Origin of the sequence: Massilia oculi, from assembly GCF_003143515.1 — a bacterium.
Classification (GTDB): Bacteria; Pseudomonadota; Gammaproteobacteria; order Burkholderiales; family Burkholderiaceae_D; genus Telluria; species Telluria oculi.
This window is the reverse complement of the sequence record NZ_CP029343.1, coordinates 2,474,340-2,496,605: the sequence shown is the minus strand read 5'-3', so window position 1 is coordinate 2,496,605 and position 22,266 is coordinate 2,474,340. Positions and strand designations below refer to the sequence as shown.

Annotated in this window: 20 protein-coding genes; 15 read left to right on the top strand and 5 right to left on the bottom strand. The window is 64.4% G+C overall.

The features are described 5' to 3' along the window. Positions 1–106 precede the first annotated feature (106 nt). The 9 genes from DIR46_RS11540 (at position 107) to DIR46_RS11500 (ending at position 7,923) form a co-directional block, all read left to right on the top strand. On the top strand, positions 107–1,105 hold the full coding sequence (locus DIR46_RS11540; protein ID WP_205289115.1) for a KpsF/GutQ family sugar-phosphate isomerase: 999 nt from the start codon (positions 107–109) through the stop codon (positions 1,103–1,105). Next, positions 1,105–1,659 (top strand): KdsC family phosphatase, encoded by a 555-nt coding sequence (locus DIR46_RS11535; protein ID WP_205289114.1) that lies wholly within the window; start codon positions 1,105–1,107, stop codon positions 1,657–1,659. Before DIR46_RS11540 ends, DIR46_RS11535 begins: the two co-directional genes overlap by 1 nt. Positions 1,660–1,670: 11 nt before the next feature. Beyond that, the gene (lptC, locus tag DIR46_RS11530) at positions 1,671–2,276 is read left to right on the top strand and encodes an LPS export ABC transporter periplasmic protein LptC (RefSeq protein ID WP_109345361.1); all 606 of its coding nucleotides are present in this window, start codon (positions 1,671–1,673) and stop codon (positions 2,274–2,276) included. A gap of 48 nt (positions 2,277–2,324) precedes the next feature. After that, on the top strand, positions 2,325–2,873 hold the full coding sequence (gene lptA / locus DIR46_RS11525) for a lipopolysaccharide transport periplasmic protein LptA (RefSeq protein ID WP_109345360.1): 549 nt from the start codon (positions 2,325–2,327) through the stop codon (positions 2,871–2,873). 11 nt (positions 2,874–2,884) lie between these two features. After that, positions 2,885–3,637 carry an LPS export ABC transporter ATP-binding protein gene (lptB, locus tag DIR46_RS11520; RefSeq protein WP_109347996.1) on the top strand — a complete coding sequence of 251 codons (753 nt, stop codon included), beginning with the start codon at positions 2,885–2,887 and terminating at the stop codon, positions 3,635–3,637. An 11-nt stretch (positions 3,638–3,648) separates the two neighbouring features. Continuing rightward, positions 3,649–5,124 carry an RNA polymerase factor sigma-54 gene (locus tag DIR46_RS11515; protein ID WP_109345359.1) on the top strand — a complete coding sequence of 492 codons (1,476 nt, stop codon included), beginning with the start codon at positions 3,649–3,651 and terminating at the stop codon, positions 5,122–5,124. A gap of 75 nt (positions 5,125–5,199) precedes the next feature. Next, complete coding sequence (gene hpf / locus DIR46_RS11510) at positions 5,200–5,559, top strand: ribosome hibernation-promoting factor, HPF/YfiA family (RefSeq protein ID WP_109345358.1); 360 nt, start codon at positions 5,200–5,202, stop codon at positions 5,557–5,559. A gap of 123 nt (positions 5,560–5,682) precedes the next feature. Further along, positions 5,683–6,768 (top strand): enoyl-CoA hydratase/isomerase family protein, encoded by a 1,086-nt coding sequence (locus tag DIR46_RS11505; protein ID WP_109345357.1) that lies wholly within the window; start codon positions 5,683–5,685, stop codon positions 6,766–6,768. 84 nt (positions 6,769–6,852) lie between these two features. Then, entirely contained in the window at positions 6,853–7,923 is a 1,071-nt protein-coding gene (locus tag DIR46_RS11500) for a DUF5694 domain-containing protein (RefSeq protein WP_109345356.1), read from the top strand. A 63-nt stretch (positions 7,924–7,986) separates the two neighbouring features. On the opposite strand, the gene rapZ is transcribed toward DIR46_RS11500, so the two are convergent. The 5 genes from rapZ to ilvA all read right to left on the bottom strand — a co-directional run bounded on the left by rapZ (position 7,987) and on the right by ilvA (position 13,231). Then, entirely contained in the window at positions 7,987–8,865 is an 879-nt protein-coding gene (gene rapZ, locus DIR46_RS11495) for an RNase adapter RapZ (protein ID WP_109345355.1), read from the bottom strand. A gap of 69 nt (positions 8,866–8,934) precedes the next feature. After that, positions 8,935–9,870: an HPr(Ser) kinase/phosphatase gene (hprK, locus tag DIR46_RS11490; protein WP_005663306.1), complete on the bottom strand. Its 936-nt coding sequence runs from the start codon at positions 9,868–9,870 to the stop codon at positions 8,935–8,937. A gap of 65 nt (positions 9,871–9,935) precedes the next feature. After that, a complete protein-coding gene (locus DIR46_RS11485; protein ID WP_109345354.1) occupies positions 9,936–10,418 on the bottom strand; it encodes a PTS sugar transporter subunit IIA in 483 nt (160 codons plus the stop codon). 365 nt (positions 10,419–10,783) lie between these two features. Continuing rightward, positions 10,784–11,611: an NADPH-dependent 7-cyano-7-deazaguanine reductase QueF gene (queF, locus tag DIR46_RS11480; protein WP_109345353.1), complete on the bottom strand. Its 828-nt coding sequence runs from the start codon at positions 11,609–11,611 to the stop codon at positions 10,784–10,786. An 81-nt stretch (positions 11,612–11,692) separates the two neighbouring features. Then, entirely contained in the window at positions 11,693–13,231 is a 1,539-nt protein-coding gene (ilvA, locus tag DIR46_RS11475; RefSeq protein WP_109345352.1) for a threonine ammonia-lyase, biosynthetic, read from the bottom strand. 205 nt (positions 13,232–13,436) lie between these two features. On the opposite strand from ilvA, the gene DIR46_RS11470 reads away from it, so the two are divergent. From DIR46_RS11470 to DIR46_RS11445, 6 genes are all read left to right on the top strand, one after another. Continuing rightward, on the top strand, positions 13,437–13,940 hold the full coding sequence (locus DIR46_RS11470; RefSeq protein WP_109345351.1) for a YqaA family protein: 504 nt from the start codon (positions 13,437–13,439) through the stop codon (positions 13,938–13,940). A 10-nt stretch (positions 13,941–13,950) separates the two neighbouring features. After that, positions 13,951–14,544 (top strand): flavin reductase family protein, encoded by a 594-nt coding sequence (locus tag DIR46_RS11465; RefSeq protein ID WP_109345350.1) that lies wholly within the window; start codon positions 13,951–13,953, stop codon positions 14,542–14,544. A gap of 198 nt (positions 14,545–14,742) precedes the next feature. After that, complete coding sequence (locus tag DIR46_RS11460) at positions 14,743–18,765, top strand: DUF3683 domain-containing protein (RefSeq protein WP_109345349.1); 4,023 nt, start codon at positions 14,743–14,745, stop codon at positions 18,763–18,765. Beyond that, on the top strand, positions 18,762–19,190 hold the full coding sequence (locus DIR46_RS11455; RefSeq protein ID WP_109345348.1) for an HIT family protein: 429 nt from the start codon (positions 18,762–18,764) through the stop codon (positions 19,188–19,190). The genes DIR46_RS11460 and DIR46_RS11455 overlap by 4 nt, the downstream gene beginning before the upstream one ends. An 11-nt stretch (positions 19,191–19,201) precedes the next feature. Further along, positions 19,202–19,645 carry a gamma-butyrobetaine hydroxylase family protein gene (locus tag DIR46_RS11450; RefSeq protein ID WP_109345347.1) on the top strand — a complete coding sequence of 148 codons (444 nt, stop codon included), beginning with the start codon at positions 19,202–19,204 and terminating at the stop codon, positions 19,643–19,645. 227 nt (positions 19,646–19,872) lie between these two features. Next, entirely contained in the window at positions 19,873–22,257 is a 2,385-nt protein-coding gene (locus tag DIR46_RS11445) for an eCIS core domain-containing protein (protein ID WP_229446576.1), read from the top strand. Positions 22,258–22,266: the final 9 nt, after the last annotated feature.

Here is a 22,266-nt window from a genome sequence, read left to right as displayed (position 1 = left end):
CAGGTGTGGTGCGGCATGCGCTTGTTATCGTTTGTTACGACTGGCAAGTTTTTTGCTTTCCCAATTCGTTTATACTTCCAAAATGAGTGTAACCGATGAAAAAATAATGCCGAAAAGTTTTGACGAGACCCTCGCCCGGCGCGTGCTGGAATTGGGTCGCGAAACGCTGTCGATCGAAGCCGACGCCATCCGCGCGCTGCAGGCGCGCCTGGGCGACGACGACAGTTTCGTGAACGCCGCGCGGCTGATCATGGCCTGCGACGGCCGCGTGGTCGTGTCCGGGATGGGCAAGTCGGGCCACATCGGCCGCAAGATCGCCGCCACCCTGGCGTCCACCGGCACTCCGGCCTTCTTCATGCACCCGGGCGAAGCCGCGCACGGCGACCTGGGCATGGTCACCAAAAACGATGTCGTGATCGCGATTTCCAATTCGGGCGAATCGTCCGAGATCCTCGACATCCTGCCGGCCGTGAAGCGCCTGGGCGCACGCGTGATCGCCATGACCGGTAAACCATCCTCGCGCCTGGCCATGCTGGCCGACGTGCACCTGAACATCGCGGTGGACAAGGAAGCCTGTCCGCTCAACCTGGCGCCGACCACCAGCACCACCGTCACCCTTGCGATGGGTGATGCGCTGGCCGTGGCGCTGCTCGATGCGCGCGGCTTCCGGGAGCAGGACTTCGCGCTCTCGCATCCGGGTGGCGCACTGGGCCGGCGCCTGCTGACCCATGTGCGCGACGTGATGCGCAGCGGCGACGCGGTGCCGAGCGTCGGCCCCGAAACCTCGCTGGTCGAGGCGCTGCTCGAGGTCACCCGCAAGGGCCTCGGCATGACCGCCATCGTCGACGCCGAAGGCCGTCCGGTGGGCGTGTTCACCGACGGCGACTTGCGCCGCGTGATCGAGCGCATGCACGACTTCTCGGACATCCAGATCCGCGACGTGATGCATGTCAACCCGCGCCGCGTGCGCCCCGAGCAGCTGGCGGTCGACGCCGTCGCCGTGATGGAAGAATTCCGCATCAACCAGATGCTGGTGGTCGACCAGGACGACCGCCTGGTCGGCGCGCTGCACATCCACGACCTGACCCGCGCCAAGGTGATCTGATGAGCGACACGTTTATCCCAGCCATTACCCCATTGGCCCACATGGAACGCGCGGCGCGCATCAAGGTCATGATCTTCGACGTCGACGGCGTGCTGACCGACGGCAGTCTGACCTATGGTCCGGAAGGCGAAGTCACCAAGACCTTCAACGTCCTCGACGGCCTGGGGATCCAGTTATTGAATAAAACCGGCGTGCAGACCGCGATCATCAGCGCGCGCCTGTCGCCGATCGTCGTCAAGCGCGCGGCCGATCTCGGCATCTCGCACGTCCACCAGGGCATCCACGACAAGCGCATCGGCTTCGCCAGGCTGCTGGAAGCGACCGGCTTCACGGCCGAGCAGTGCGGCTACATCGGCGACGACGTGATCGACCTGCCGCTGTTCGCGCGCGTCGGCTTCGCCGTCGCGGTGCCGACCGGCCACCCCGAGGTGCAGCATCGCGCGCACTACGTCACCAGGAATGGCGGCGGCCGCGGCGCGGTGCGCGAGGTGTGCGACCTCGTGATGCGCGCCCAAGGCACCTACGACCAGGCGCTCGCGCCGTACTTCGCCTGAGGTTATAAAAAATGGCTACCGTCGTCGTCAACAAGCGCACCGCGCACCGCTGGAATCTCCTGGCGATGATCGTGATCGGCACCTTCTTCGCCTTCGGCAGCTTCTGGCTGCTGCAGCTGATGCAGGCGTCCGACATCGACGCCCAGCTCGGCGGGCCGCCGGACGAACCTGACTACATCGTCGAGAATTTTTCGTTCGTGCGCATGACCGAGAATGGCCAGCCGAGCTATCTGGTGTCGGGCAAGCGCCTTGCGCACATTCCGAATGGCGACGTGTCGCACGTCGACGAGCCGGTGCTGCGCGGCGTCGAGCCGGGCCGCCCGCCGATGACGGTGGTCGCGAAGAACGCGCAGATTCATCACCAGGAGCACCGGGTCGAACTGATGGGCGACGTCGACCTGCAGCGTCCCAAGACCGCGCAGAGCGAGGCGCTGCGCGTGCGCAGCCAGGCGCTCACCGTGCTGCCCGATGAAGAAATCGTGAAGACCGATCTGCCGATCGACATGCAACTTGGCGCGTCCACGCTCAAGGGCACCGGCATGGTCGCCAACAATGCGACCCAGCAGATGCACCTGTCCAGCCGCGGCCAGATCGTCTATCCGCCACGCCAGCGCTGATCCTTGAACGACGTGCGCCGCGTGCCAACCCGAGACCCGTTTCCAACCATGAAAAAACTCCTTGCTGCCGCTTTCCTTTCCCTGCTGTCGCTGACCGCGGCCGCCGAGCGCGCCGACTCGCTCAAGCCGGCCACCATCGAATACGACTCCGCCGACGTCGACGGCATCACGGGCACCCGCGTCTTCACCGGCAACGTGGTCCTGACCCGCGGCACGCTGCTGCTCAAGGCCGACCGCGCCGTGGTCAACGAGTCGCCGGAAGGGTATATGAGCGTGACGCTCACCGCGTCCAACGGCAAGCTGACCACCTTCCGCCAGAAGCGTGACGGCGGCCCCGACCTGTGGGTCGAAGGCCAGGCCGAGCGCATCGAGTACGACGAGCGTTCCGAGCTGGTGCGCCTGTACTCGAACGCCCTGATCAAGGAGCTCGAGAATTCGCGCATGACCAACCAGATCACCGGACCTTTCATCTCCTACGACAACCGCAAGGAAGTGGCCACCGTGCGCAACGACGTCAGCGGCCAGACCAAGGCCGGCGGCGGACGCGGCACCCTGATCCTGTCGCCCAAGCGCGCCCCGGCCGGAGGCGCGCAATGACGGCGATCCCGATGGAGCTGGGCGATTGCAGCACCCTGGTCGTCAAGGGCCTGCAGAAAAGCTATGGCAAGCGCCTGGTGGTGCGCGATGTGTCGCTGCAGGTCGAATGCGGTGAAGTGGTCGGCTTGCTGGGTCCGAACGGCGCCGGCAAGACCACGTCGTTCTACATGATCGTCGGCCTGGTGCCGTCGGATGCCGGCTCGATCGACATCAACGGCACCGACATCACCAGCCTGCCGATCCACCGCCGCGCGGTATTGGGCCTGTCCTACCTGCCGCAGGAGGCGTCGGTGTTCCGCAAGCTGACGGTGGAAGAGAACATCCGCGCCGTGCTCGAGCTGCAGAAGGACAACGGCAAGCCGCTGTCGAAAGACCAGATCAACGAGCGCCTCGACACCCTGCTGGCCGACCTGCAGATCGAGAAGCTGCGCGAGAATCCGGCGCTGTCGCTGTCGGGCGGCGAGCGCCGCCGCGTGGAAATCGCGCGCGCGCTGGCGACCAATCCGCGCTTCGTGCTGCTCGACGAACCGTTCGCCGGCGTCGACCCGATCGCCGTGATCGAGATCCAGCGCATCGTGCGCTTCCTGAAGGAGCGCCGGATCGGCGTTTTGATCACCGACCACAACGTGCGCGAGACGCTCGGCATCTGCGACCGCGCCTACATCATCAACCAGGGCGCGGTGCTTGCCTCCGGCCGCCCTGACGACATCATCGCGGACGAGTCGGTCCGCCGCGTGTACCTGGGTGAACACTTCCGCATGTGAGCGACGCCTAGATGAAACAGTCCCTGCAACTTCGCACTTCGCAGCACCTCGCGCTTACGCCGCAACTGCAGCAGTCGATCCGGTTGCTGCAACTGTCGACGCTCGAGCTGCACCAGGAGATCGAGCAGATACTGGGCGATAACCCCTTGCTCGAGCGGCTCGACGATCCGCTCGACCGTTCGGTACGCTTGCTGGCCGATGGCGCGATCAACAATGCGCCCGCCAACGGCGAGGCGCCACCGGCCCCCGGCCAGCAGGCCGAAGGCCAGGACGCGCCGGCGCAGGAGGGCGAGGGTTTCGAGAACGGCGCGGACCACGATCGCTTTGATGCCGACTGGAGCGAAGGCGGCGCGCCATCGTCGGGCGGCGGCGAGGACGAGGACGGCCGCCCGCAACTGGAAGCCTGCGCTATAACCCTGCGCGAACATCTGATGGAGCAGGTGCGCGAAGCCACCTTGTCGGCGCGCGACCGTGCGCTGGCCGAGCTGGTGATCGATGCGCTGGACGACAACGGCTACCTCGAGGAGCCGCTCGACGAGATCCACGCCAGGCTGCCCGAAGAGCTCGGGATCGAGATCGACGAATTGCGCTGCGCGCTGGCGCTGGTGCAGAGCATGGACCCGGTGGGCGTCGGCGCGCGCAGCGCGGCCGAGTGCCTGGCGCTGCAGATCCGGCGCATGCCCGGTGTGCCGCTGGTGACGCGGCGCATGGCGCTGACCATCGTCGAGGGTTACCTGAGCTGGTTCGCCCAGCGCGAATACAGCAAGCTGAAGAAGGCGCTCGACTGCGACGACGAAGACTTGCGCGAGGTGCAGGCCGTGGTGCGCCAATGCAATCCGCACCCGGGCGCGGCGTTTGCCTCGAACGTGTCGGACTACGTGGTGCCGGACGTGATCGTGCGCCGTTCCAAGAGCGGCTGGGCGGTCACCCTGAACCCGGACGTGATGCCGCGCCTGCGCGTGAACAGCCTGTACGCCAGCCTGCTCAAGCAGGGCAAGAGCGAGGCGCAGATGGGCGCGCAGATGCAGGAAGCGAAGTGGCTCATCAAGAATATGCGCCAGCGATTCGACACCATCCTGCGTGTGGCGGAGGCGATCGTCGAGCGCCAGCGCAATTTTTTCTCGCATGGCGCGGTTGCCATGCGGCCCCTTGTTTTACGTGAGATAGCTGATACACTAGGCCTACACGAGAGCACAATTTCTCGTGTCACAACGCAGAAATACATGCTGACCCCGCACGGCATGTTTGAGTTGAAGTATTTCTTCGGCAGCCACGTTGCCACCGAGGCGGGAGGCGAAGCATCCTCGACGGCAATCCGTGCGCTCATCGCACAATTGACAGGAGCAGAAGACCCTAGGAACCCATTGTCCGACAGCAAGATCGCGGAGATGCTCGGGGAACAAGGCATGGTCATCGCGCGCCGGACGGTTGCAAAATACCGTGAAGCCCTCAAGATACCCCCTGTAAGCCTCCGCAAGTCCTTGTAACTGCGCCGTCCACACCCGTCGTGCCTTGTCGCGTTGGTGTGGTCCACACGGTGCAACCTTTTCAAAGGAGTGTGTATGAACCTCACAATCAGTGGCCATCATCTCGAAGTAACCCCCGCCATCCGTGAATACGTTCAGAATAAGCTCGAGCGCATCATTCGCCATTTCGACCAGGTGATCGACACCCACGTCTTCCTGGCCGTCGACAACCTCACTGAAAAAGAAAAAAGGCAGAAAGCAGAGATCAACGTCCAGGTGTCGGGCAAGACCCTGCACGTGGCAAGCGTCGCGCAAGACCTGTACGCCGCGATCGACACGCTGATGGATAAACTGGACCGACAGATCCTCAAACACAAGCAGCAATTGAAAGACCATAGCCGTACCTCGATCAAACGCATGCCGGAAATCGGCGGCGAAGACGCTGCTGTCGCCTGATCAGGCGCAGGGCTCACACTAGCTAAGGGCGTCTGAGGGGACGCCCTTTTTGCATCCAGCGTTTCAGTTCTACCCGAGGCGCGTGTTCGGTAAAATGCAGGTCTCTTCATGATGGATCAACCCATGACCGACCACGTCCTGACCCGCATCGCCAACCGCACCGGCATCATCACACTGGACCGCCCGAAGGCGCTCAATTCGCTGTCGCTCGAGATGGTGCGCGCATTGACCGACATCCTCCTTGGCTGGCGCGACAATGGGCGGGTCGATGCAGTCGTGCTCACCAGCAGCAGCGAGAAGGCCTTGTGCGCGGGCGGCGACATTCGCTTCTTCCATGAAGTCGGACAGAAGGGGCCGACCGGCGGCAGCGCGCTGCTCGAGGATTTCTTTACCGAAGAATACGCGCTGAACCACCTGATCCACTTCTATCCCAAGCCCTATATCGCCATCATGGACGGCGTCGTGATGGGCGGCGGCATGGGCATCGCCCAGGGCGGGCCGGATTGCGGCCTGCGCATCGTGACCGAACGAACGAAGATGGCCATGCCCGAAGTGAACATCGGCCTGTTCCCGGACGTCGGCGGCAGCCACTTCCTGTCGCATGCGCCGGGCCGGCTCGGCAACTACCTGGGCCTGACCGGCCTGACGATCAAGGCCGCCGACGCGCTCTACGTGGGCCTGGCCGACGTGTTCGTGCCCAGCGCCGAGCTGCCGGCCCTGAACGCGTTGATCGAGACGACCGGCGGCGCCGCACTTCCCGCCGCCATCCGCGCCTTCGCCGCGCCGTTCGCGCAAGCGGCAGGCGAGAGCGAGCTGCAGGCCCGGCGCACGCTGGTCGATACCCACTTCGGCGCCGGCTCGGTCGCCGCCATCATGGCCTCGCTCGAACGCGACGAGACGCCGTTTGCGCAGCAAGCCCTGAAGGCGATGCGCCAGCGCTCGCCGCTGTTGATGTGCGTGACCCACGAGCTGCTGGCGCGCGGCGCTGCGCTGTCCGTGGCCGATTGCCTGCGCATGGAGCGCTCGCTGGTGCGCCGCAATTTCGAGCATGGCGAAGTGCTCGAAGGCATACGCGCGCTCGTTATCGACAAGGACAATGCGCCGCAATGGAATCCGCCGGCGCTCGAACAGGTCACGCCCGACATGGTGGCGCGCTTCTTCGAACCGGTGTGGCCTGGTCACGCGCATCCGCTCAGGCATCTCGCATAAGCGGGAGCATGCATATCGATTTTTGCGTGACAGCGCATCGACGAGGTGTGAACATCGGGTCTTCATGACTCGAAAGGAAGACCGATGCGCCTGCGTGCCCTGCTGATCTCGATGACGCTATGCGGCGGCGCCGTCGCGCAAGATTACCAGCCGGCCTTCGATCCGAGCCGGCTCAAGGGCCCGGCCGCAGGGCCGGCCAGCGAGATCATGGTGCTCGGTTCGCCCCACCTGTCGCAACTGCCCAAGACCTTCCAGCCATCGAGCCTGTCCCTGCTGAACGACCGGCTCGCGGGCTGGAAGCCGCAGGCGATCGCGGTCGAGGAGCGTTCCGGGCCGCAGTGCGACTTCATGCACCGCTACGTGGAGCGTTACCGGGAGGCGATCGACAGCTATTGCTGGGACACCGCGCCGGCCAGGGCCGCCACCGGGCTCGATGTCCCGCAAGCCACTGCCGAAGCCGAAAAGCTGCTCGCCGCCTGGCCCGCGGCGCCATCAAGCGCCCAGCGGCGGCGCCTGGCGGCCGTATTCCTGGCCGGTGGCGAATCCACCTCGGCCATGGTCCAGTGGCTGCGTTTGCCCGCCGCCGAGCGCCACGCAGGCGATGGCCTGGATGAGGTCCTGGTCGCCCGGCTGCACCGGCTCGAGGTCCGTCCCGGTGAAAGCGTGATGATCGCGGCGCAGCTGGCGGCCCGCCTGGGGCATGACCGCGTGCATGCGATGGACGACCAGACGGCGGGCCGGCCCTACACCGACCGCAAGGCCGCCGGCGAGGCGATCATGAAGGCCTGGGACAATCCGGCCAACAAGCAGCGCGAGGAACAGGACAAGGTCCTGAAGCAGGAACTGGGCAGCGCCGAAGGCGTGCTGGCGCTGTACCGCGCCTATAACTCGCCGGCCCATGTCGCGGCGACCTTCGAGATCGATTTCGGCGCCGCCATGAACGAGCCGTCGCCGCAGCGCTTCGGCCGCAACTACGTGGGCTACTGGGAAACGCGCAACCTGCGCATGGCGGCGAACATCCGCGACGTGGTGGGCGTGACGCCGGGCACGCGCCTGCTGGTCATCGTCGGGGCGTCTCACAAGGGCTACCTGGAAGCCTACCTGCACCAGATGCACGATGTGCGCTTGGTGGATACGGCGCAGGTGCTGCGTTGATTCGCGCCGCCTGACTGCGCACGACGTCGGGTCGGCGGCACCGCCGCCAACCCTACCGCAGCATTATGCCGCCGGATTCTTCGGCTGCTCCCGGTGCCGCACGATCACGCGCTCGGTATCGGCGAAGTGCGCGCCGAGATGCTCGGCCATGTACACCGAGCGGTGCTGGCCGCCGGTGCAGCCCACCGCCACCGTCAGGTAGCTGCGGTTGTCGGTCTTGAACGACGGCAGCCACTTGGCCACGAAGTTGCGGATGTCGGCCAGCATCTCGATCGCGCTCGGCTGGGCGTCGAGGAAGTCGATCACCGGCTGGTCCTTGCCGGTGAGGGGGCGCAGGGCCAGGTCGTAATACGGGTTCGGGATCGCGCGCACGTCGAACACGAAGTCGGCGTCGAGCGGCACGCCGACCTTGAAGGCGAACGATTCGAAGAACAGGGTCAGCGGCGCATGGGCGACCTCGGCCAGCTCCTTGATCCAGGCGCGCAGTTTATTGGCCGAGAGTTCCGAGGTGTCGATCACGTGGCCCAGGTTCTCGATCGACGACAGGCGCTCGCGCTCTTCGGCGATGCATTCGATCAGGGTGCGGCGCGAGGCCGGGTTCTCGCCCGGGCGCAGCTCGTGCGACAGCGGATGGCTGCGCCGCGTTTCCGAAAAACGCGCGACCAGCGAATGGGTGCTCGAGGTCAGGAACATGACCTTGACCGCATGGCCGTCCCCGCGCATGCGACGCACGCTCACCGGCAGTTCGACCAGCGATTCGGCGCTGCGCGCGTCGACCGCGACCGCCATCTTCGCGGCGCCGGTCTCGTTGACCGTATTGACGAGGGCCGGCAGCAGGGCCGGCGGCAGGTTGTCGACGCAGTAGTAACCCGCGTCTTCCAGGACATTCAGGGCCACGGATTTGCCCGAGCCCGAGATGCCGGTGATGAGGACGATGTGCATGCGGCGATGATACCGCAACCTTCAGCCGATGGCACGCCGCCGGGCCGTCGATAGCGGTTCCTCAGTTGTTCAATCTGCGCTCATCGCCTGGCGCTGGCGCTCCATGAATTCCTGCAGCGTGTCGATGCCGCGCAGTTGCAGGATCGTGTTGCGCACCGCGGCCTCGAGCAGCACCGCGATGTTGCGGCCGGCCGCCACCGGAATGACGACCTTGCGGATCGGCAGGCCCAGCACGTCCTCGGTCGGGAAGTGGAAGGGCAGGCGCTCGACCTCCTCGTCCAGCGCGCCGCGCTTGACCAGGTGCACGATCAGCTTGAGGCGCATCTTGCGCCGCACAGCCGTCTCGCCGAAGATCGCCTTGATGTCCAGCAGACCCAGGCCGCGCACTTCGAGCAGGTTCTGCAGCAGCGGCGGGCAGCGGCCCTCGATCATGTTCGGCGCGATGCGCGAGAATTCCACGGCGTCGTCGGCCACCAGGCCGTGCGAGCGCGAGATCAGTTCCAGGCCCAGTTCGCTCTTGCCCAGGCCCGAGTCGCCCGTGATCAGCACGCCCACGCCCAGCACGTCCATGAATACGCCGTGCATGATCACGCGCTGCGCCAGCTTCTTGGACAGGTAGACGCGCAGGAAGTCGATCACCTGCGCCGCCGGCAGCGGCGTCGAGAACAGCGGGATGTTCTGCTCGTCGCAGATGGCCAGGATGTCGGGCGGGGTTTCCAGGCCTTGCGCGATGATCAGCGCGGGCGGGCCGCCGCCGATCAGTTCGCCAACCACGTGGCTGCGCGAATTGGCCTTGAGGCGGTGGTAGTAGTCGAGTTCCTGGTGGCCGAACACCTGGATGCGACCCGGGTGGATCAGGTTCAGGTGGCCGACCTGGTCGGCGGCCGAGGCGGCGTCGCCGGCGATCTGGCGTTCACCGCCGGGAAAGCCCGCGAACCAGCCGAGTTGCAGGCTGTCGCGGTTGTCGTCGTACAGCCGTTGGATGGTCAGCGGAGACTGCAGCATGGGCATTGTCGTCGTCGCAAGAATGGCGCGCGGCGTGATTGCCGCGCGTTCAGCAAACGATCAGTTTAACCCAGAGCCTGAAGGCTGGGTTGCCAGTTGATAATGCGGTCATGCACCGACTTCGGATCCGGGTCGGTCGCCAGGGCGGTGCGCACCGACTCGTCGGAGAACAGTTCGGCGATCTCGGACAGGATCTCGAGGTGCTGCTGGGTGACGTGATCCGGGATCAAGAGGAAGAACAGCAGGCTCACCGGCTGGCCGTCGGGCGACTCGAAGGGAATCGGCTCCTTCAGGCGCACGAAGGCGGCCAGCGGAGACTTGAGGCTCTTGCTGCCCTTGATGCGGCCGTGCGGGACGGCGACGCCGTGTCCCAGGCCTGTCGAGCCCAGGCGTTCGCGCGCGAACAGGTTGTCCGACACGATCGAACGGGCGATGCCGCAGTTGTTCTCGAAGATCAGGCCGGCTTGCTCGAAGGCTCGTTTCTTGCTCGACACTTCGATATCGAGTTGGACGTTCTCGAGCGAGAGGATTTTGCTTAGATTCGTCATAACGTGGGTGCGATGCACGCGTGGAGTGCTTGCGAGCACGGGATTATAGGCCTGTTTGGGGCCCGAGACACTCGATTTCGCGACAGTTTGGCCTTCTCGCCGAACGGCCGCACGATACCCGTCGAAACGGGATAAGCAGCTTGTTGACTTGCATCAACATCGTTACGCAATTTCCTCAACGAATCAGCTGTTGAGGCCAGCAATCGTATGCCGGTCCTCCTGTTTACCGATGATTGCTCGACGGTCTGCTCAGAACAAGGCAGGTCGTTCCGTATCGTATAGCAAAAGGTAAGGCCATGCACCGCGCATACCTGTCGCTAAAAACGCACAGGCGTGCGGGTAATATCCTGACAGAAATTGGATGTTTACTGGCGCGCGCCACGCAGATTACCCGGCTTGCCGGTGGTGAAATTGGCCCGCCACGGATTGATGTCCAGGCCGCCGCGCCGCGTATAGCGCGCATACACGGCCAGCTTGCTCGGCTGGCACTGGCGCAGCACGTCCATGAAGATGCGCTCCACGCACTGCTCGTGGAATTCGTTGTGCTCGCGGAAGCCGATCAGGTACTTCAGCAATCCCTCCTGGTCGATCTGCGGGCCGACGTAGCGGATCTGCACCGTGCCCCAGTCCGGCTGGCCCGTGACCAGGCAATTGGACTTGAGCAGGTGCGACACCAGCGTTTCTTCCACCGGCGCTTCCTCGTGGTTGGCCTTGAGCAGCTGCGGGGCCGGCGAGTAAGCGTCGACCTCGATGTCGAGGCGGTCGAGCAGCGTGCCTTCCAGTTCGCCCATCCTGATCGCCCCGAATTCTTCCGGGCTGGTCAGGGTGACGTGGACCGGCGCGCCGAAGCCGTTCGACAGGTCGTCGCGCAGCAGGGCCAGCAGGGCTTCGGGACCGGCGAGGCGGGTCTGGTTGAACGAGTTCAGGTAGAGCTTGAACGACTTCGATTCGATGATGTTCGGCGAATCGGCGGGCGCCGTCACGGTCGCGATCGCGACCTGCGGCTTGCCGCGCATGTTCAGCCACGACAGTTCATAAGCGTTCCAGATATCGACCCCGAAGAAGGGCAGGGAGCCCGAGAGGCCCAGCTCGTCGCGCTTTTGCTGGCGAGGGATCGGGAACAGCAGCTCGGGGGCGTACTGGCTCTGGTAGGCGGAAGATTTGCCAAGTGGCGATTGATCAGGAGTGTTCATAGTAGGGTGGACGGCATTGCCGTCCACGCGTTCAACAGGGGCATGCGCCCCCAAACAATTTAAAGAAGGGACAACCGGGGCCTACGCCCCCAAAAATAGCTTGTACACGGGATTCCCGCTCTCGTCCCAGTAGCGGTAACCGAGCGAGGCCAGGAATTGCCGGAACTCATCCATCTCGGCCTGCGGCACTTGCAGCCCGACCAGGATGCGGCCCACGTCGCCGCCCTGGTTGCGGTAGTGGAACAGCGAGATATTCCAGTTCGGCGCCATGCTGTCCAGGAAGCGCATGAGCGCACCCGGCCGTTCGGGAAACTCGAAACGATACAGCAATTCGTCATGCGCAAGTGAACTTTTCCCGCCCACCAGATGGCGGATGTGCAGCTTGGCCAGCTCGTCGTAGGTGAGGTCCAGCGTCTTGTAGCCGTGTTCCTCGAAGGTACGCGCCAGCAGGCCGGACTCGCTGCGGTTGCCCACCTGCACGCCGACGAAGACGTGGGCCTCGCTTTCATCGCTGATGCGGTAATTGAACTCGGTGACGTTGCGCGGGCCGACCAGCGCGCAGAAACGGCGGAAGCTGCCGCGCTGCTCGGGCACGGTCACGGCGAATACCGCTTCGCGCGATTCGCCCAGTTCGGCGCGCTCGGCCACGAAGCGCAGGCGGTCGAAGTTCATGTTGGCGCCGCAGGCCACCGCCACCAGCGTCTCGTTCCTGATCGGTTCGCGGTTCATCTGCGAGCGCTCGACATAGGCCTTGGCGCCGGCCACCGCCAGCGCGCCGGCCGGCTCGAGGATGCTGCGCGTATCCTGGAACACGTCCTGGATCGCGGCGCAGATGGCGTCGGTGTCGACCAGGATGATCTCGTCGACCACCTGCTGGGCGACGCGGAAGGTTTCCTCGCCCACCAGGCGCACCGCGGTGCCGTCCGAGAACAGGCCGACGTCGGTCAGGGTCACGCGCTGGCCGGCCTTCAGGCTGCGCGCCATCGCGTCCGAATCCAGGGTCTGCACGCCGATGATCTTGATGTCGGGCCGGATCTGCTTGACGTAGGCGCCGATGCCGGCGATCAGGCCGCCGCCGCCGATGGCGACGAAGATCGCGTGGATCGGGCTCGACAGCTGGCGCAGGATTTCCATGCCGATCGTGCCCTGGCCGGCGATCACGTCCGGATCGTCGAAGGGGTGCACGAAGGTCAGGCGTTGCTCTTTTTCCAGCAGCAGCGCGTGGTTGTAGGCGTCGGTGTACGAGTCGCCATGCAGCACGACTTCGACGCTGGCGCCGCCGCGTGCCTTGACCGCGTCGATCTTGACCTGCGGGGTCGTGGTCGGCATCACGATCAGCGCGCGGCAGCCGAGACGGCAGGCCGACAGCGCCACGCCCTGGGCATGGTTGCCGGCCGAGGCGCAGATCACGCCGCGCTTGAGTTGCTCGGGCGTCAGGTTCGCCATCTTGTTGTAGGCGCCACGCAGCTTGAAGCTGAACACGCTCTGCATGTCCTCGCGCTTGAAGTAAATGCGGTTGCCCATGCGCTGGGACAGGGTCGGGGCGAGGTCGAGCGGCGTCTGTTCGGCGACGTCGTAGACGCGGGCGGTCAGGATTTTTCTCAGGTAGTCGGTAGTCATGGTCGGATTGCAAAGGTCAGGCCGGCTGGGCCGGCGGGACGGACGACGCGAACTGTTCCGCTAGGGTGGGTGACCGTGGCGCGCAGTACGATTCGACAGGCTGGGTGACAGGCTCGTCGTATCGTGTCGTGACGAAAGTACCGGATCATTATAATGGAGGCTTATTGCCACCACTAGGCTGACGCAAGGCCGCAAATAAGCCCGCATGATCGAATCCGCTGTCCAATGGCTGCTTGACTTCCTGGCTGCACCGACCGTCGGGCTGACCTCGATCTTCATCGTCAGTTTCGTTTCCGCCACCTTGTTGCCGCTCGGCTCCGAGCCGGCCGTGTTCGCCGTGATCAAGGCCAATCCCGACATGTTCTGGCCGGCCATCCTGGTTGGGACGCTCGGCAATACCCTGGGTGGCGCCTTCGACTATTTCCTCGGCTACCGCGCCAAGGTCGCGTTCGCGAAAGAGCGCCAGAGCCGCTGGTTCGGCTGGCTCAAGCGTTATGGCGCCAAGACCATGCTGCTGTCGTGGCTGCCGGGCATCGGCGACCCGCTGTGCACCCTGGCCGGCTGGCTGCACCTGCCGTTCTGGCCCAGCGTGCTGTATATGGCGATCGGCAAGTTCGCGCGCTATCTGACCATGACGCTGGCGCTGCTGTATATCCCGGATGGTTTCTGGACCAATCTCGGTGATATGCTCACCCGTATCACCGGCTGAGGATTGCACGATGAGCGAACGCCTGCCCGTACCACTGGAAAAAGCCTACCGGCTGATGAACCACGGCCCGACGGTACTCGTGTCGAGCCGCCATGGCGAAGCCGTCAACGTCATGGCGGCCTCGTGGGCGATGCCGCTCGATTTCGCGCCGCCGAAAGTGGCGGTGGTGCTCGACAAGAGCACGCTCACGCGCAGGATGGTCGAGGCGTCCGGCGAGTTCGCCCTGATGGTGCCGTCGCGCGAACTGGCGCGGCTGACCCTGCAGGTCGGCGGGACCACGGGTAACGAGGTCGACAAGTTCGCCGCCTTCGGCGCCGGCTACTGGACCGGCACGCAAACCGGCGCGCCGCTGCTGGACGGCTGCCTGGCCTGGCTCGAATGCCGCCTGCTGCCCGAGCCGCACATCCAGGACACCTACGACCTGTTCCTCGGCCAGGTGGTCGCCGCCTGGGCCGATCCCGCCGTGTTCCGCGACGGGCACTGGCATATGGAAGAGGGCGGAAAGAAGAGCATCCACTACGTCGCCGGGGGCCATTTCTTTGAAACCGGCGCGGCTTTCGAGACGAGCGCGGCGCTGCCGGAACCGTCCAGCAATGCCGGATGACATATGCCGTTCGGGTCGCGCCGCATAACGAATGATGCATTGGCAGGCTTGCAAGCAAATTAAGTTTGGTCTTTGAAATTAGTATAGACATTTTGTTGTGTGGCCCAGCTTGGCGGCCCGGGCATTAACCGAGCGTGGTGCATCGCAATAAGCTAGAATGAACGTCCTTCGGGCCTGTCCGATCGTCGACCAGAATTCATGAACGCCCCCGCACACATCCATACCCTGCTTGCCGACAACGCACCCGCGCGCCTGCGCGAGATCCCCTATAACTACACCTCGTTCTCGGACCGCGAAATCGTGATCCGCCTGCTCGGTGAGTCATCGTGGGAGTTGCTCGACAGCCTGCGCGGCGCGCGCCAGACGGGCCGTTCGGCGCGCATGCTGTACGAGGTGCTGGGCGATATCTGGGTGGTGCGCCGCAATCCCTACCTGCAGGACGACATGCTGGACAACCCGAAGCGCCGGGCCAAGCTGATCGAAGCGCTGCACCACCGCCTGGGCGAGATCGACAAGCGCCGCACCACGGTCGATGCGCTCGACGCATCCGCAACGGACGGCGATCCGGCGATGGTCGCCATTCGCAGCGCCGCCGTCGAACAGCTGCTGGCGGCCGCGCGCCGCGCCGTGGACGACTTCGGCCGCGAGTTCGCCGAGACCTACGACCTGCGCAAGCGCGCCACCAGGGTGCTGGGCGCCTATACCGACAAGCGCAATATCCGCTTCGACGGCATGCACCGCACCTCGCACGTGACCGACGCCACCGACTGGCGCGTCGAGTATCCCTTCCTGGTCCTGCTGCCGGACAGCGAGGACGAGATGGCCGGCCTGGTCAAGGGCTGCATCGAGCTCGGACTGACCATCATCCCGCGCGGCGGCGGTACCGGCTACACCGGCGGCGCGATCCCGCTCACGCCGATGTCGGCCGTGATCAATACCGAAAAGCTGATCGGCATCGGCGAGGTCGAGATGACGACCATGCCTGGCCTGAACCGCGAATACGCGACCATCCACACCTATGCCGGCGTCGTCACGCAGCGGGTGTCGCAGGCGGCCGAGAAGGCCGGCTTCGTGTTCGCGGTCGATCCGACCTCGGCCCACGCCTCCTGCGTGGGCGGCAATATCGCGATGAACGCGGGCGGCAAGAAGGCCGTGCTGTGGGGCACGGCGCTCGACAACCTGGCGTCATGGCGCATGGTCGACCCGAACGGCGACTGGCTCGACGTCACCCGCATCAACCACAACCTGGGCAAGATTCACGACGCGCCGACGGCCGAATTCCTGCTCGAATGGACGCACCCTTCGGTCAAGGGCGCGCCAAAAGGCCAGCCGTTCCGCACCGAGACCCTGACCATCGAGGGCAAGCGCTTCCGCAAGGAAGGCCTGGGCAAGGACGTCACCGACAAATTCCTGGCCGGCCTGCCGGGCATCCAGAAAGAGGGCACCGACGGCCTGATCACGTCGGGACGATGGATCCTGCACAAGATGCCCAAGTTCACCCGCACGGTGGCGCTGGAATTCTTCGGCCAGGCGCGCGACGCGATCCCGTCGATCGTCGAGATCAAGGATTACCTCGACAGCCTGCCGAAGAACGGCGACCCGGCATTCGCCACCCTGCGCCTGGCGGGGCTGGAACACCTCGACGAACGCTACCTGCGCGCGGTCGGCTACGCCACCAAGTCCAAGCGCGGCGTGCTGCCCAAGATGGCGCTGTTCGGCGACATCGTCGGCGACGACGAGAACGCGGTGGCGCTGGCCGCCTCCGAAGTGGTGCGGCTGGCCAATACCCGCGTGGGCGAGGGCTTCGTCGCCGTCAGTCCCGAGGCGCGCAAGAAGTTCTGGCTCGATCGCGCCCGCACCGCGGCCATCGCGCGCCATACCAACGCCTTCAAGATCAATGAAGACGTGGTCATTCCGCTGAACCGGATGGGCGAGTACACCGACGGCATCGAGCGCATCAACGTCGAGCTGTCGATCAAGAACAAGCTGCAGCTGATTGACCAGCTGCGCGCCTACCTCGCCAGCGACCACCTGCCGCTGGCCAAGAGCGACGACGCCAGCGGCGACGGGGTCGACCGCGACGAGATCATGGGCGACCGTCCGCTGCAGGCGCGCGCCCTGGTCGACCTGGTCGACAAGCGCTGGACCTTCATCCTGGCCAATCTCGATGCGCCGCTGGCCGAAGTGCGCGAACGGCTGCAGACGCTGGGCCTGGACCACCTGAACGAAGCGATCCTGCAGCGCCTGGCGATCCAGCCCGATGCGCGCCTGTTCGACGCGGTGCAGGACCATACCGTGCGCGTTTCGTGGAAGGCCGAAGTGCGCGCGCCGCTGCGCCAGATCTTCAACGGCGCCGCCTACCAGTGCATCCTCGACGAAGCGGTCGCGATCCACAAGCGCGTGCTGCGTTCGCGCGTGTTCGTCGCCCTGCACATGCACGCGGGCGACGGCAACGTCCACACCAACCTGCCGGTGAACTCGGACGACTACGCGATGCTGCAGGACGCGCACAAGGCGGTCGAGCGCATCATGAAGCTGGCGCGCTCGCTGGACGGCGTGATCTCGGGCGAGCACGGCATCGGCATCACCAAGCTCGAATTCCTGCTCGATTCCGAAATCCAGGAATTCCGCGACTACAAGCTGCGCGTCGATCCGGAAGGCCGCTTCAACAAGGGCAAGCTGCTCAACCTGGAAGGCGCCCATGCCGACCTGCGCAACGCCTATACGCCGTCGTTCGGCCTGATGGGCCACGAATCGCTGATCATGCAGCAGAGCGATATCGGCGAGATCGCCAACAGCATCAAGGACTGCCTGCGCTGCGGCAAGTGCAAGCCGGTGTGCACGACCCACGTGCCGCAGGCGAACCTGCTGTATTCGCCGCGCGACAAGATCCTCGCCACCTCGGCGCTGATCGAAGCCTTCCTGTACGAGGAACAGACCCGGCGCGGCGTCTCGCTGCGTCACTGGGAAGAGTTCGAGGACGTGTCCGACCACTGCACCGTGTGCCACAAATGCGTCACGCCCTGTCCGGTCAACATCGACTTCGGCGACGTGTCGATGAATATGCGTAACCTGCTGCGCAAGATGGACAAGCGTAGCTTCAAGCCGGCCAACCGCGCGGCCATGTTCTTCCTGAATGCGACCGACCCGACCACCATCAACGCCACGCGCAAGGTGATGATCGATTTCGGTTTCAAGGCACAGCGCATGGGCAACCGCCTGCTGAAAGGCCTGTCCAGGCCACAGACCGCCGCGCCGCCGCCGACGGTCGGCAAGGCGCCGGTGCGCGAGCAGGTGATCCACTTCATCAACAAGAAGATGCCGGGCAACCTGCCGAAGAAGACGGCGCGCGCGCTGCTCGACATCGAGGACGACAAGATCGTCCCGATCATCCGCAACCCGAAAAAGACCAACGCCGACACCGAAGCCGTGTTCTACTTCCCGGGCTGCGGCTCCGAGCGCCTGTTCTCGCAAGTGGGCCTGGCCACCCAGGCGATGCTGTGGGAAGTCGGCGTGCAGACCGTGCTGCCGCCGGGTTACCTGTGCTGCGGCTATCCTCAGCGCGGCGCCGGCCAGTACGACAAGGCCGACAAGATGATGACGGATAACCGCGTGCTGTTCCACCGCATGGCCAACACGCTGAACTACCTCGACATCAAGACGGTGCTGGTCTCCTGCGGCACCTGCTACGACCAGCTCGCGACCTATGAGTTCGAGAAGATCTTCCCCGGCTGCCGCATCATGGACATCCATGAATACCTGCTCGAGAAAGGCGTCAAGCTGGAGGGCGTGAACGGCACCCGCTATATGTACCACGAGCCTTGCCACAATCCGATGAAGCTGCAGGATTCGGTGAAGACGGTCAATGCGCTGGTCTCCACGCATGACGACGTCAAGATCGAGAAGAACGACCGCTGCTGCGGCGAGTCGGGCACCTTCGCCGTGAGCCGTCCCGACATCTCGACCCAGGTACGCTCGCGCAAGGAAGCCGAGATGGTCAAGGGCGGCGATAAACTGCGCGCCGACGGCTTCAAGGGTGACGTGAAAATCCTGACCAGCTGCCCGTCCTGCCTGCAGGGCCTGAGCCGCTACAACGACGATTCGGGCACCACCGCCGACTACATCGTGGTCGAGATCGCGAAGCACCTGCTGGGCGAGAACTGGCTGCCCGAATACGTGGCGCGCGCCAATAACGGCGGCATCGAAAGGGTGCTGGTATGACGAGGGAAGCTGGCTGCGAGCTGTGCAACCTCGCCGTGCCGACCGTATGGCGCGGCGACAAATTCAGCGTCATCGTCGTCGACGACGCCAACTACCCCGGCTTTTGCCGCGTGATCTGGCACGACCACGTGCGCGAGATGAGCGATCTTTCGCGCGACGACCGGCTGCTGGTGAACGAGGCCGTGTTCCTGGTCGAGGAGGCGGTGCGCGACGTCATGCAGCCGCTGAAGGTCAATGTGGCCAGCCTGGGCAATGTGGTGCCGCACCTGCACTGGCATATCATTCCGCGCTACGCGGACGACGCGCACTTCCCGGCGCCCGTATGGGCCCAGGCGGTGCGTGAGACCGAACCCGACACCCTGGCCGCGCGCCGCGCGCTGGCCGGACAACTGGGCGCCGCGATCGCGCGCCGTTTCAACCCATAGAGAAAAGATTCATGCCTAATCCAACCGAACTGACCGTCCACCAGAAATCGCGCGTGCTCGACATCGCCTACGACGACGGCAGCGCCTATTCGATCCCGTTCGAGCTGATGCGCGTGTACTCGCCGTCGGCAGAAGTGAAGGGCCACGGCCCGGGCCAGGAAGTGCTGCAGGTCGGCAAGCGCGAAGTCGGCATCGCCGACGTCGAGCAGGTCGGCAACTACGCGATCAAGCCGACCTTCTCGGACGGCCACGATACCGGCATCTTCAGCTGGGACTACCTGTACGAGCTGGGCCGCAGCCAGGAGTCGCTGTGGAAGCAGTACGTGGCGCGCCTGCAGGCGGCCGGCTTCGACGAAGAAACCGGCCGCGCGCCGGGCAGCATGCTGCCGGGCTCGGCGCCGGCCAAGTCGGGCGGCGGCGGTTGCGGCTCGGGCAGCTGCGGCTGCAAGGGCTGATCGACGCCCGAGAGGCTGCATTCGTATCGGCGAAAAACGATCACGGCGACAAAAGAGAGAGCACGTCTACCCACGTGCTCTTTCTGCTTTTGGCGATGACACCGCCTATTGCTTCGTTTGTTCACACAAAGTTGGTTCTGGTACATTAGTTCATTCTGGAACAAGGCATCCCGGTCGATCCATTCCGCCAACGATCGCCAGGCTGCGCCAATGATGCGAGCTCAGTCATGAACGACACCGTCCCCTTGCAGCAAGGCGCTGAGGCACCTGTGCGCGACAGCGCCCGGGTGCAGGAGCTCACCCATAATGTCCCCGCAGTTACCGACCAGCGGGAGCAGACAAGAGCCCAGAAACAATTGCAGGAGCATGCCAACCATGGCGCTCGTAGTGTTCGCCTATCGCGTTTCGCCGGCACGTTGCAGGGCGGTGCGGGCGTCATGCAGCGTAGGACCATGCAGGCCATGGCGGATCGTCGGACTGCGGCGAGGGCCGGGGATGGCATGAGTGGGACCGCGATGAGTGCGCAGACGGTTCCGAACCCGACAGGTTTGCCAGACCAGCTCAAGGATGGCATCGAACACCTGTCCGGCTTGCGCATGGATCACGTGCGTGTCCATTACAACTCCTCGGAGCCGGCGCGGCTAGGTGCGCTGGCCTATGCGCAAGGTGCTGTCATCCATGTGGGACCAGGGCAGGAGCACCATCTGCCGCACGAAGCATGGCATCTGGTTCAGCAGGCCCAGGGGAGGGTGCGGCCGACAGTGCAAATGAAAGAAGGTGTCGCGATCAACGATGACTGCGGACTGGAGCGGGAAGCCGACGATATGGGGATGCGCGCCTTGGTCGCTGTCGCCGCGCAGGCGAAAGCGACAGGCGCCGCCGGGCGCGGCGGGCCGGCTTCCGTTCCAAGGCCAGCATCGCCAATTCAGCGCAAGATCAAGATCTCGAAGAAGGACGTTCCCTCCGAGACAGTACGGGACGTCATTGCGAGCATTCGGCAGTATCTCCGCACGAAAAGTTTGCTGTTTGTGCGCAAGGGCGACCGCAAACACGGTCTATTCAAGGCGATCGACAAGAAAGCCTACGAGGGACGCAAGGCGGCTATCTTGGACATCATCGAGAAGTGGCTAGGCGACGAGGTCGAAGATCGGGACTTTCGCAATTGGACCGAGGTCGTCAACCTGGCTAGCGTGCATCATGCAACACAGGAAGCCGCCAAGCAACGTACGCCGGAAGCACAGGAGCGGCTGAAGCGCAGCTTTGCGGAAATGATGGGCAACGACGACAGAGATGGCGAGGAACTCATCGAAGACAGCGCGCCTGGCACGGAAGCCGAGCAGCATCAGGCCAACAAATTGCCGCTGCTGCGGCGCAGGGCCAGCCTCACCACGGACCTCTTCAATACCGGGGATTTCGAGGACGAACGGATTTTGCTCGCCATCCGTCGACGCAAGAAACACAAGAGCGGCACTGGCGACTTGCCCGGCTATGCGATACGTTATCGCAGCTACAGCGGTACGATCAGTCCGAAGGCCAACGCGTTCGTTCTTGGCGGAAGCCTGGCCACCGATTACAAGCCGCTTATGAAAGAGCTGGTCGACTATATTAGTACCGAGATCGGCGAGCTCGACGGCGACGAGAGTGTAGGTGCGATTGATAAATATGTTGCGCGCCTGTTCTTGCGGGAAATGGCAGGGCATGATGCATTCAGCGCCTTTTCGCCGGACGCGCGCGAGCGCGCGCACAAGGTAATTGCGGTGATCCTGTTTGCCGAACTCTCGCGGCACTCGATTGCGTTGGTGAGCGCCGCGGCCGCGTTTCACGCGGTCGCAAGCAGAAAGGATGAGGCCGACCAGCCAGGCCTGGTCGAGTCCTTTGCAACCGGCTCGGGCGAAGAGCGTCCGCTGTTTGCAGGGACGAATGGCGCCGAGATCATGCGCAGCGAATCCACCGCCCTCTCGGACGTGACGGCGCGGACGGTCGTCACACGTCGGGCGCGCGGCGTCGTGGATCTCTTGAACTTCCTGGCTGCGAACAGGGCGGTGAAAGAAGAGCTGGGCGATGTCTTGAGCCGCAAAACCCTGGAATACCTGTTTGCCATGGCGCCGCATACCGGCGAAGATAAACTGACGATGAGCACGGTAGCCGGCGGATTGCACCGGTTCCTGGCGCGAGTGCAGATGGGGAAGAAGGACACGACCGATCCCCTTGTCACGCTGGCCGAACTCGGATTTAGCTATCGCGCCCAGGATGGTGACGAAAACAATTGCGCAATCTTTTCCTTGTACGATCAGCTTACGGTTCGCCATGGCATCCCGATTCCGAACCGGGCCGGCTTTGTCGAGCATGTGAGGGCCCGTGTCGGCGGGGCCACGGGAACGATGATCGACCTGGTTGCCCAAGGGCAGGCCCTGATCGACGCGGCCCGTGACTATATGAATACCTTGGGCTTACCGCAGGTAGACCTGTCACTGACCGTCTGGGCAAGAACAGGCGGAAGCACGCTGATGGAATTCAATGACGTTGCCAGTTCGGGCGCCAATGCTTTGCGATGCGTTTTTTATTTCAATGGTGTAAACCATTTCGATTCGCTGGGAGGCGGAGCGCTGTAGCTTGGCCGG

Excerpts from the sequence above, each read along its gene's own strand:
- hpf (WP_109345358.1), top strand. The coding sequence starts at position 5,200 with ATGAACCTCACAATCAGTGGCCATCATCTCGAAGTAACCCCCGCCATC.
- lptB (WP_109347996.1), top strand. The coding sequence starts at position 2,885 with ATGGAGCTGGGCGATTGCAGCACCCTGGTCGTCAAGGGCCTGCAGAAA.
- queF (WP_109345353.1), bottom strand. The coding sequence starts at position 11,611 with ATGAACACTCCTGATCAATCGCCACTTGGCAAATCTTCCGCCTACCAG.
- ilvA (WP_109345352.1), bottom strand. The coding sequence starts at position 13,231 with ATGACTACCGACTACCTGAGAAAAATCCTGACCGCCCGCGTCTACGAC.
- lptC (WP_109345361.1), top strand. The coding sequence starts at position 1,671 with ATGGCTACCGTCGTCGTCAACAAGCGCACCGCGCACCGCTGGAATCTC.
- DIR46_RS11460 (WP_109345349.1), top strand. The coding sequence starts at position 14,743 with ATGAACGCCCCCGCACACATCCATACCCTGCTTGCCGACAACGCACCC.
- DIR46_RS11465 (WP_109345350.1), top strand. The coding sequence starts at position 13,951 with ATGAGCGAACGCCTGCCCGTACCACTGGAAAAAGCCTACCGGCTGATG.
- DIR46_RS11535 (WP_205289114.1), top strand. The coding sequence starts at position 1,105 with ATGAGCGACACGTTTATCCCAGCCATTACCCCATTGGCCCACATGGAA.
- DIR46_RS11485 (WP_109345354.1), bottom strand. The coding sequence starts at position 10,418 with ATGACGAATCTAAGCAAAATCCTCTCGCTCGAGAACGTCCAACTCGAT.
- DIR46_RS11515 (WP_109345359.1), top strand. The coding sequence starts at position 3,649 with ATGAAACAGTCCCTGCAACTTCGCACTTCGCAGCACCTCGCGCTTACG.
- DIR46_RS11505 (WP_109345357.1), top strand. The coding sequence starts at position 5,683 with ATGACCGACCACGTCCTGACCCGCATCGCCAACCGCACCGGCATCATC.
- DIR46_RS11445 (WP_229446576.1), top strand. The coding sequence starts at position 19,873 with ATGAACGACACCGTCCCCTTGCAGCAAGGCGCTGAGGCACCTGTGCGC.
- DIR46_RS11450 (WP_109345347.1), top strand. The coding sequence starts at position 19,202 with ATGCCTAATCCAACCGAACTGACCGTCCACCAGAAATCGCGCGTGCTC.
- lptA (WP_109345360.1), top strand. The coding sequence starts at position 2,325 with ATGAAAAAACTCCTTGCTGCCGCTTTCCTTTCCCTGCTGTCGCTGACC.
- rapZ (WP_109345355.1), bottom strand. The coding sequence starts at position 8,865 with ATGCACATCGTCCTCATCACCGGCATCTCGGGCTCGGGCAAATCCGTG.
- hprK (WP_005663306.1), bottom strand. The coding sequence starts at position 9,870 with ATGCTGCAGTCTCCGCTGACCATCCAACGGCTGTACGACGACAACCGC.
- DIR46_RS11470 (WP_109345351.1), top strand. The coding sequence starts at position 13,437 with ATGATCGAATCCGCTGTCCAATGGCTGCTTGACTTCCTGGCTGCACCG.
- DIR46_RS11455 (WP_109345348.1), top strand. The coding sequence starts at position 18,762 with ATGACGAGGGAAGCTGGCTGCGAGCTGTGCAACCTCGCCGTGCCGACC.
- DIR46_RS11540 (WP_205289115.1), top strand. The coding sequence starts at position 107 with ATGCCGAAAAGTTTTGACGAGACCCTCGCCCGGCGCGTGCTGGAATTG.
- DIR46_RS11500 (WP_109345356.1), top strand. The coding sequence starts at position 6,853 with ATGCGCCTGCGTGCCCTGCTGATCTCGATGACGCTATGCGGCGGCGCC.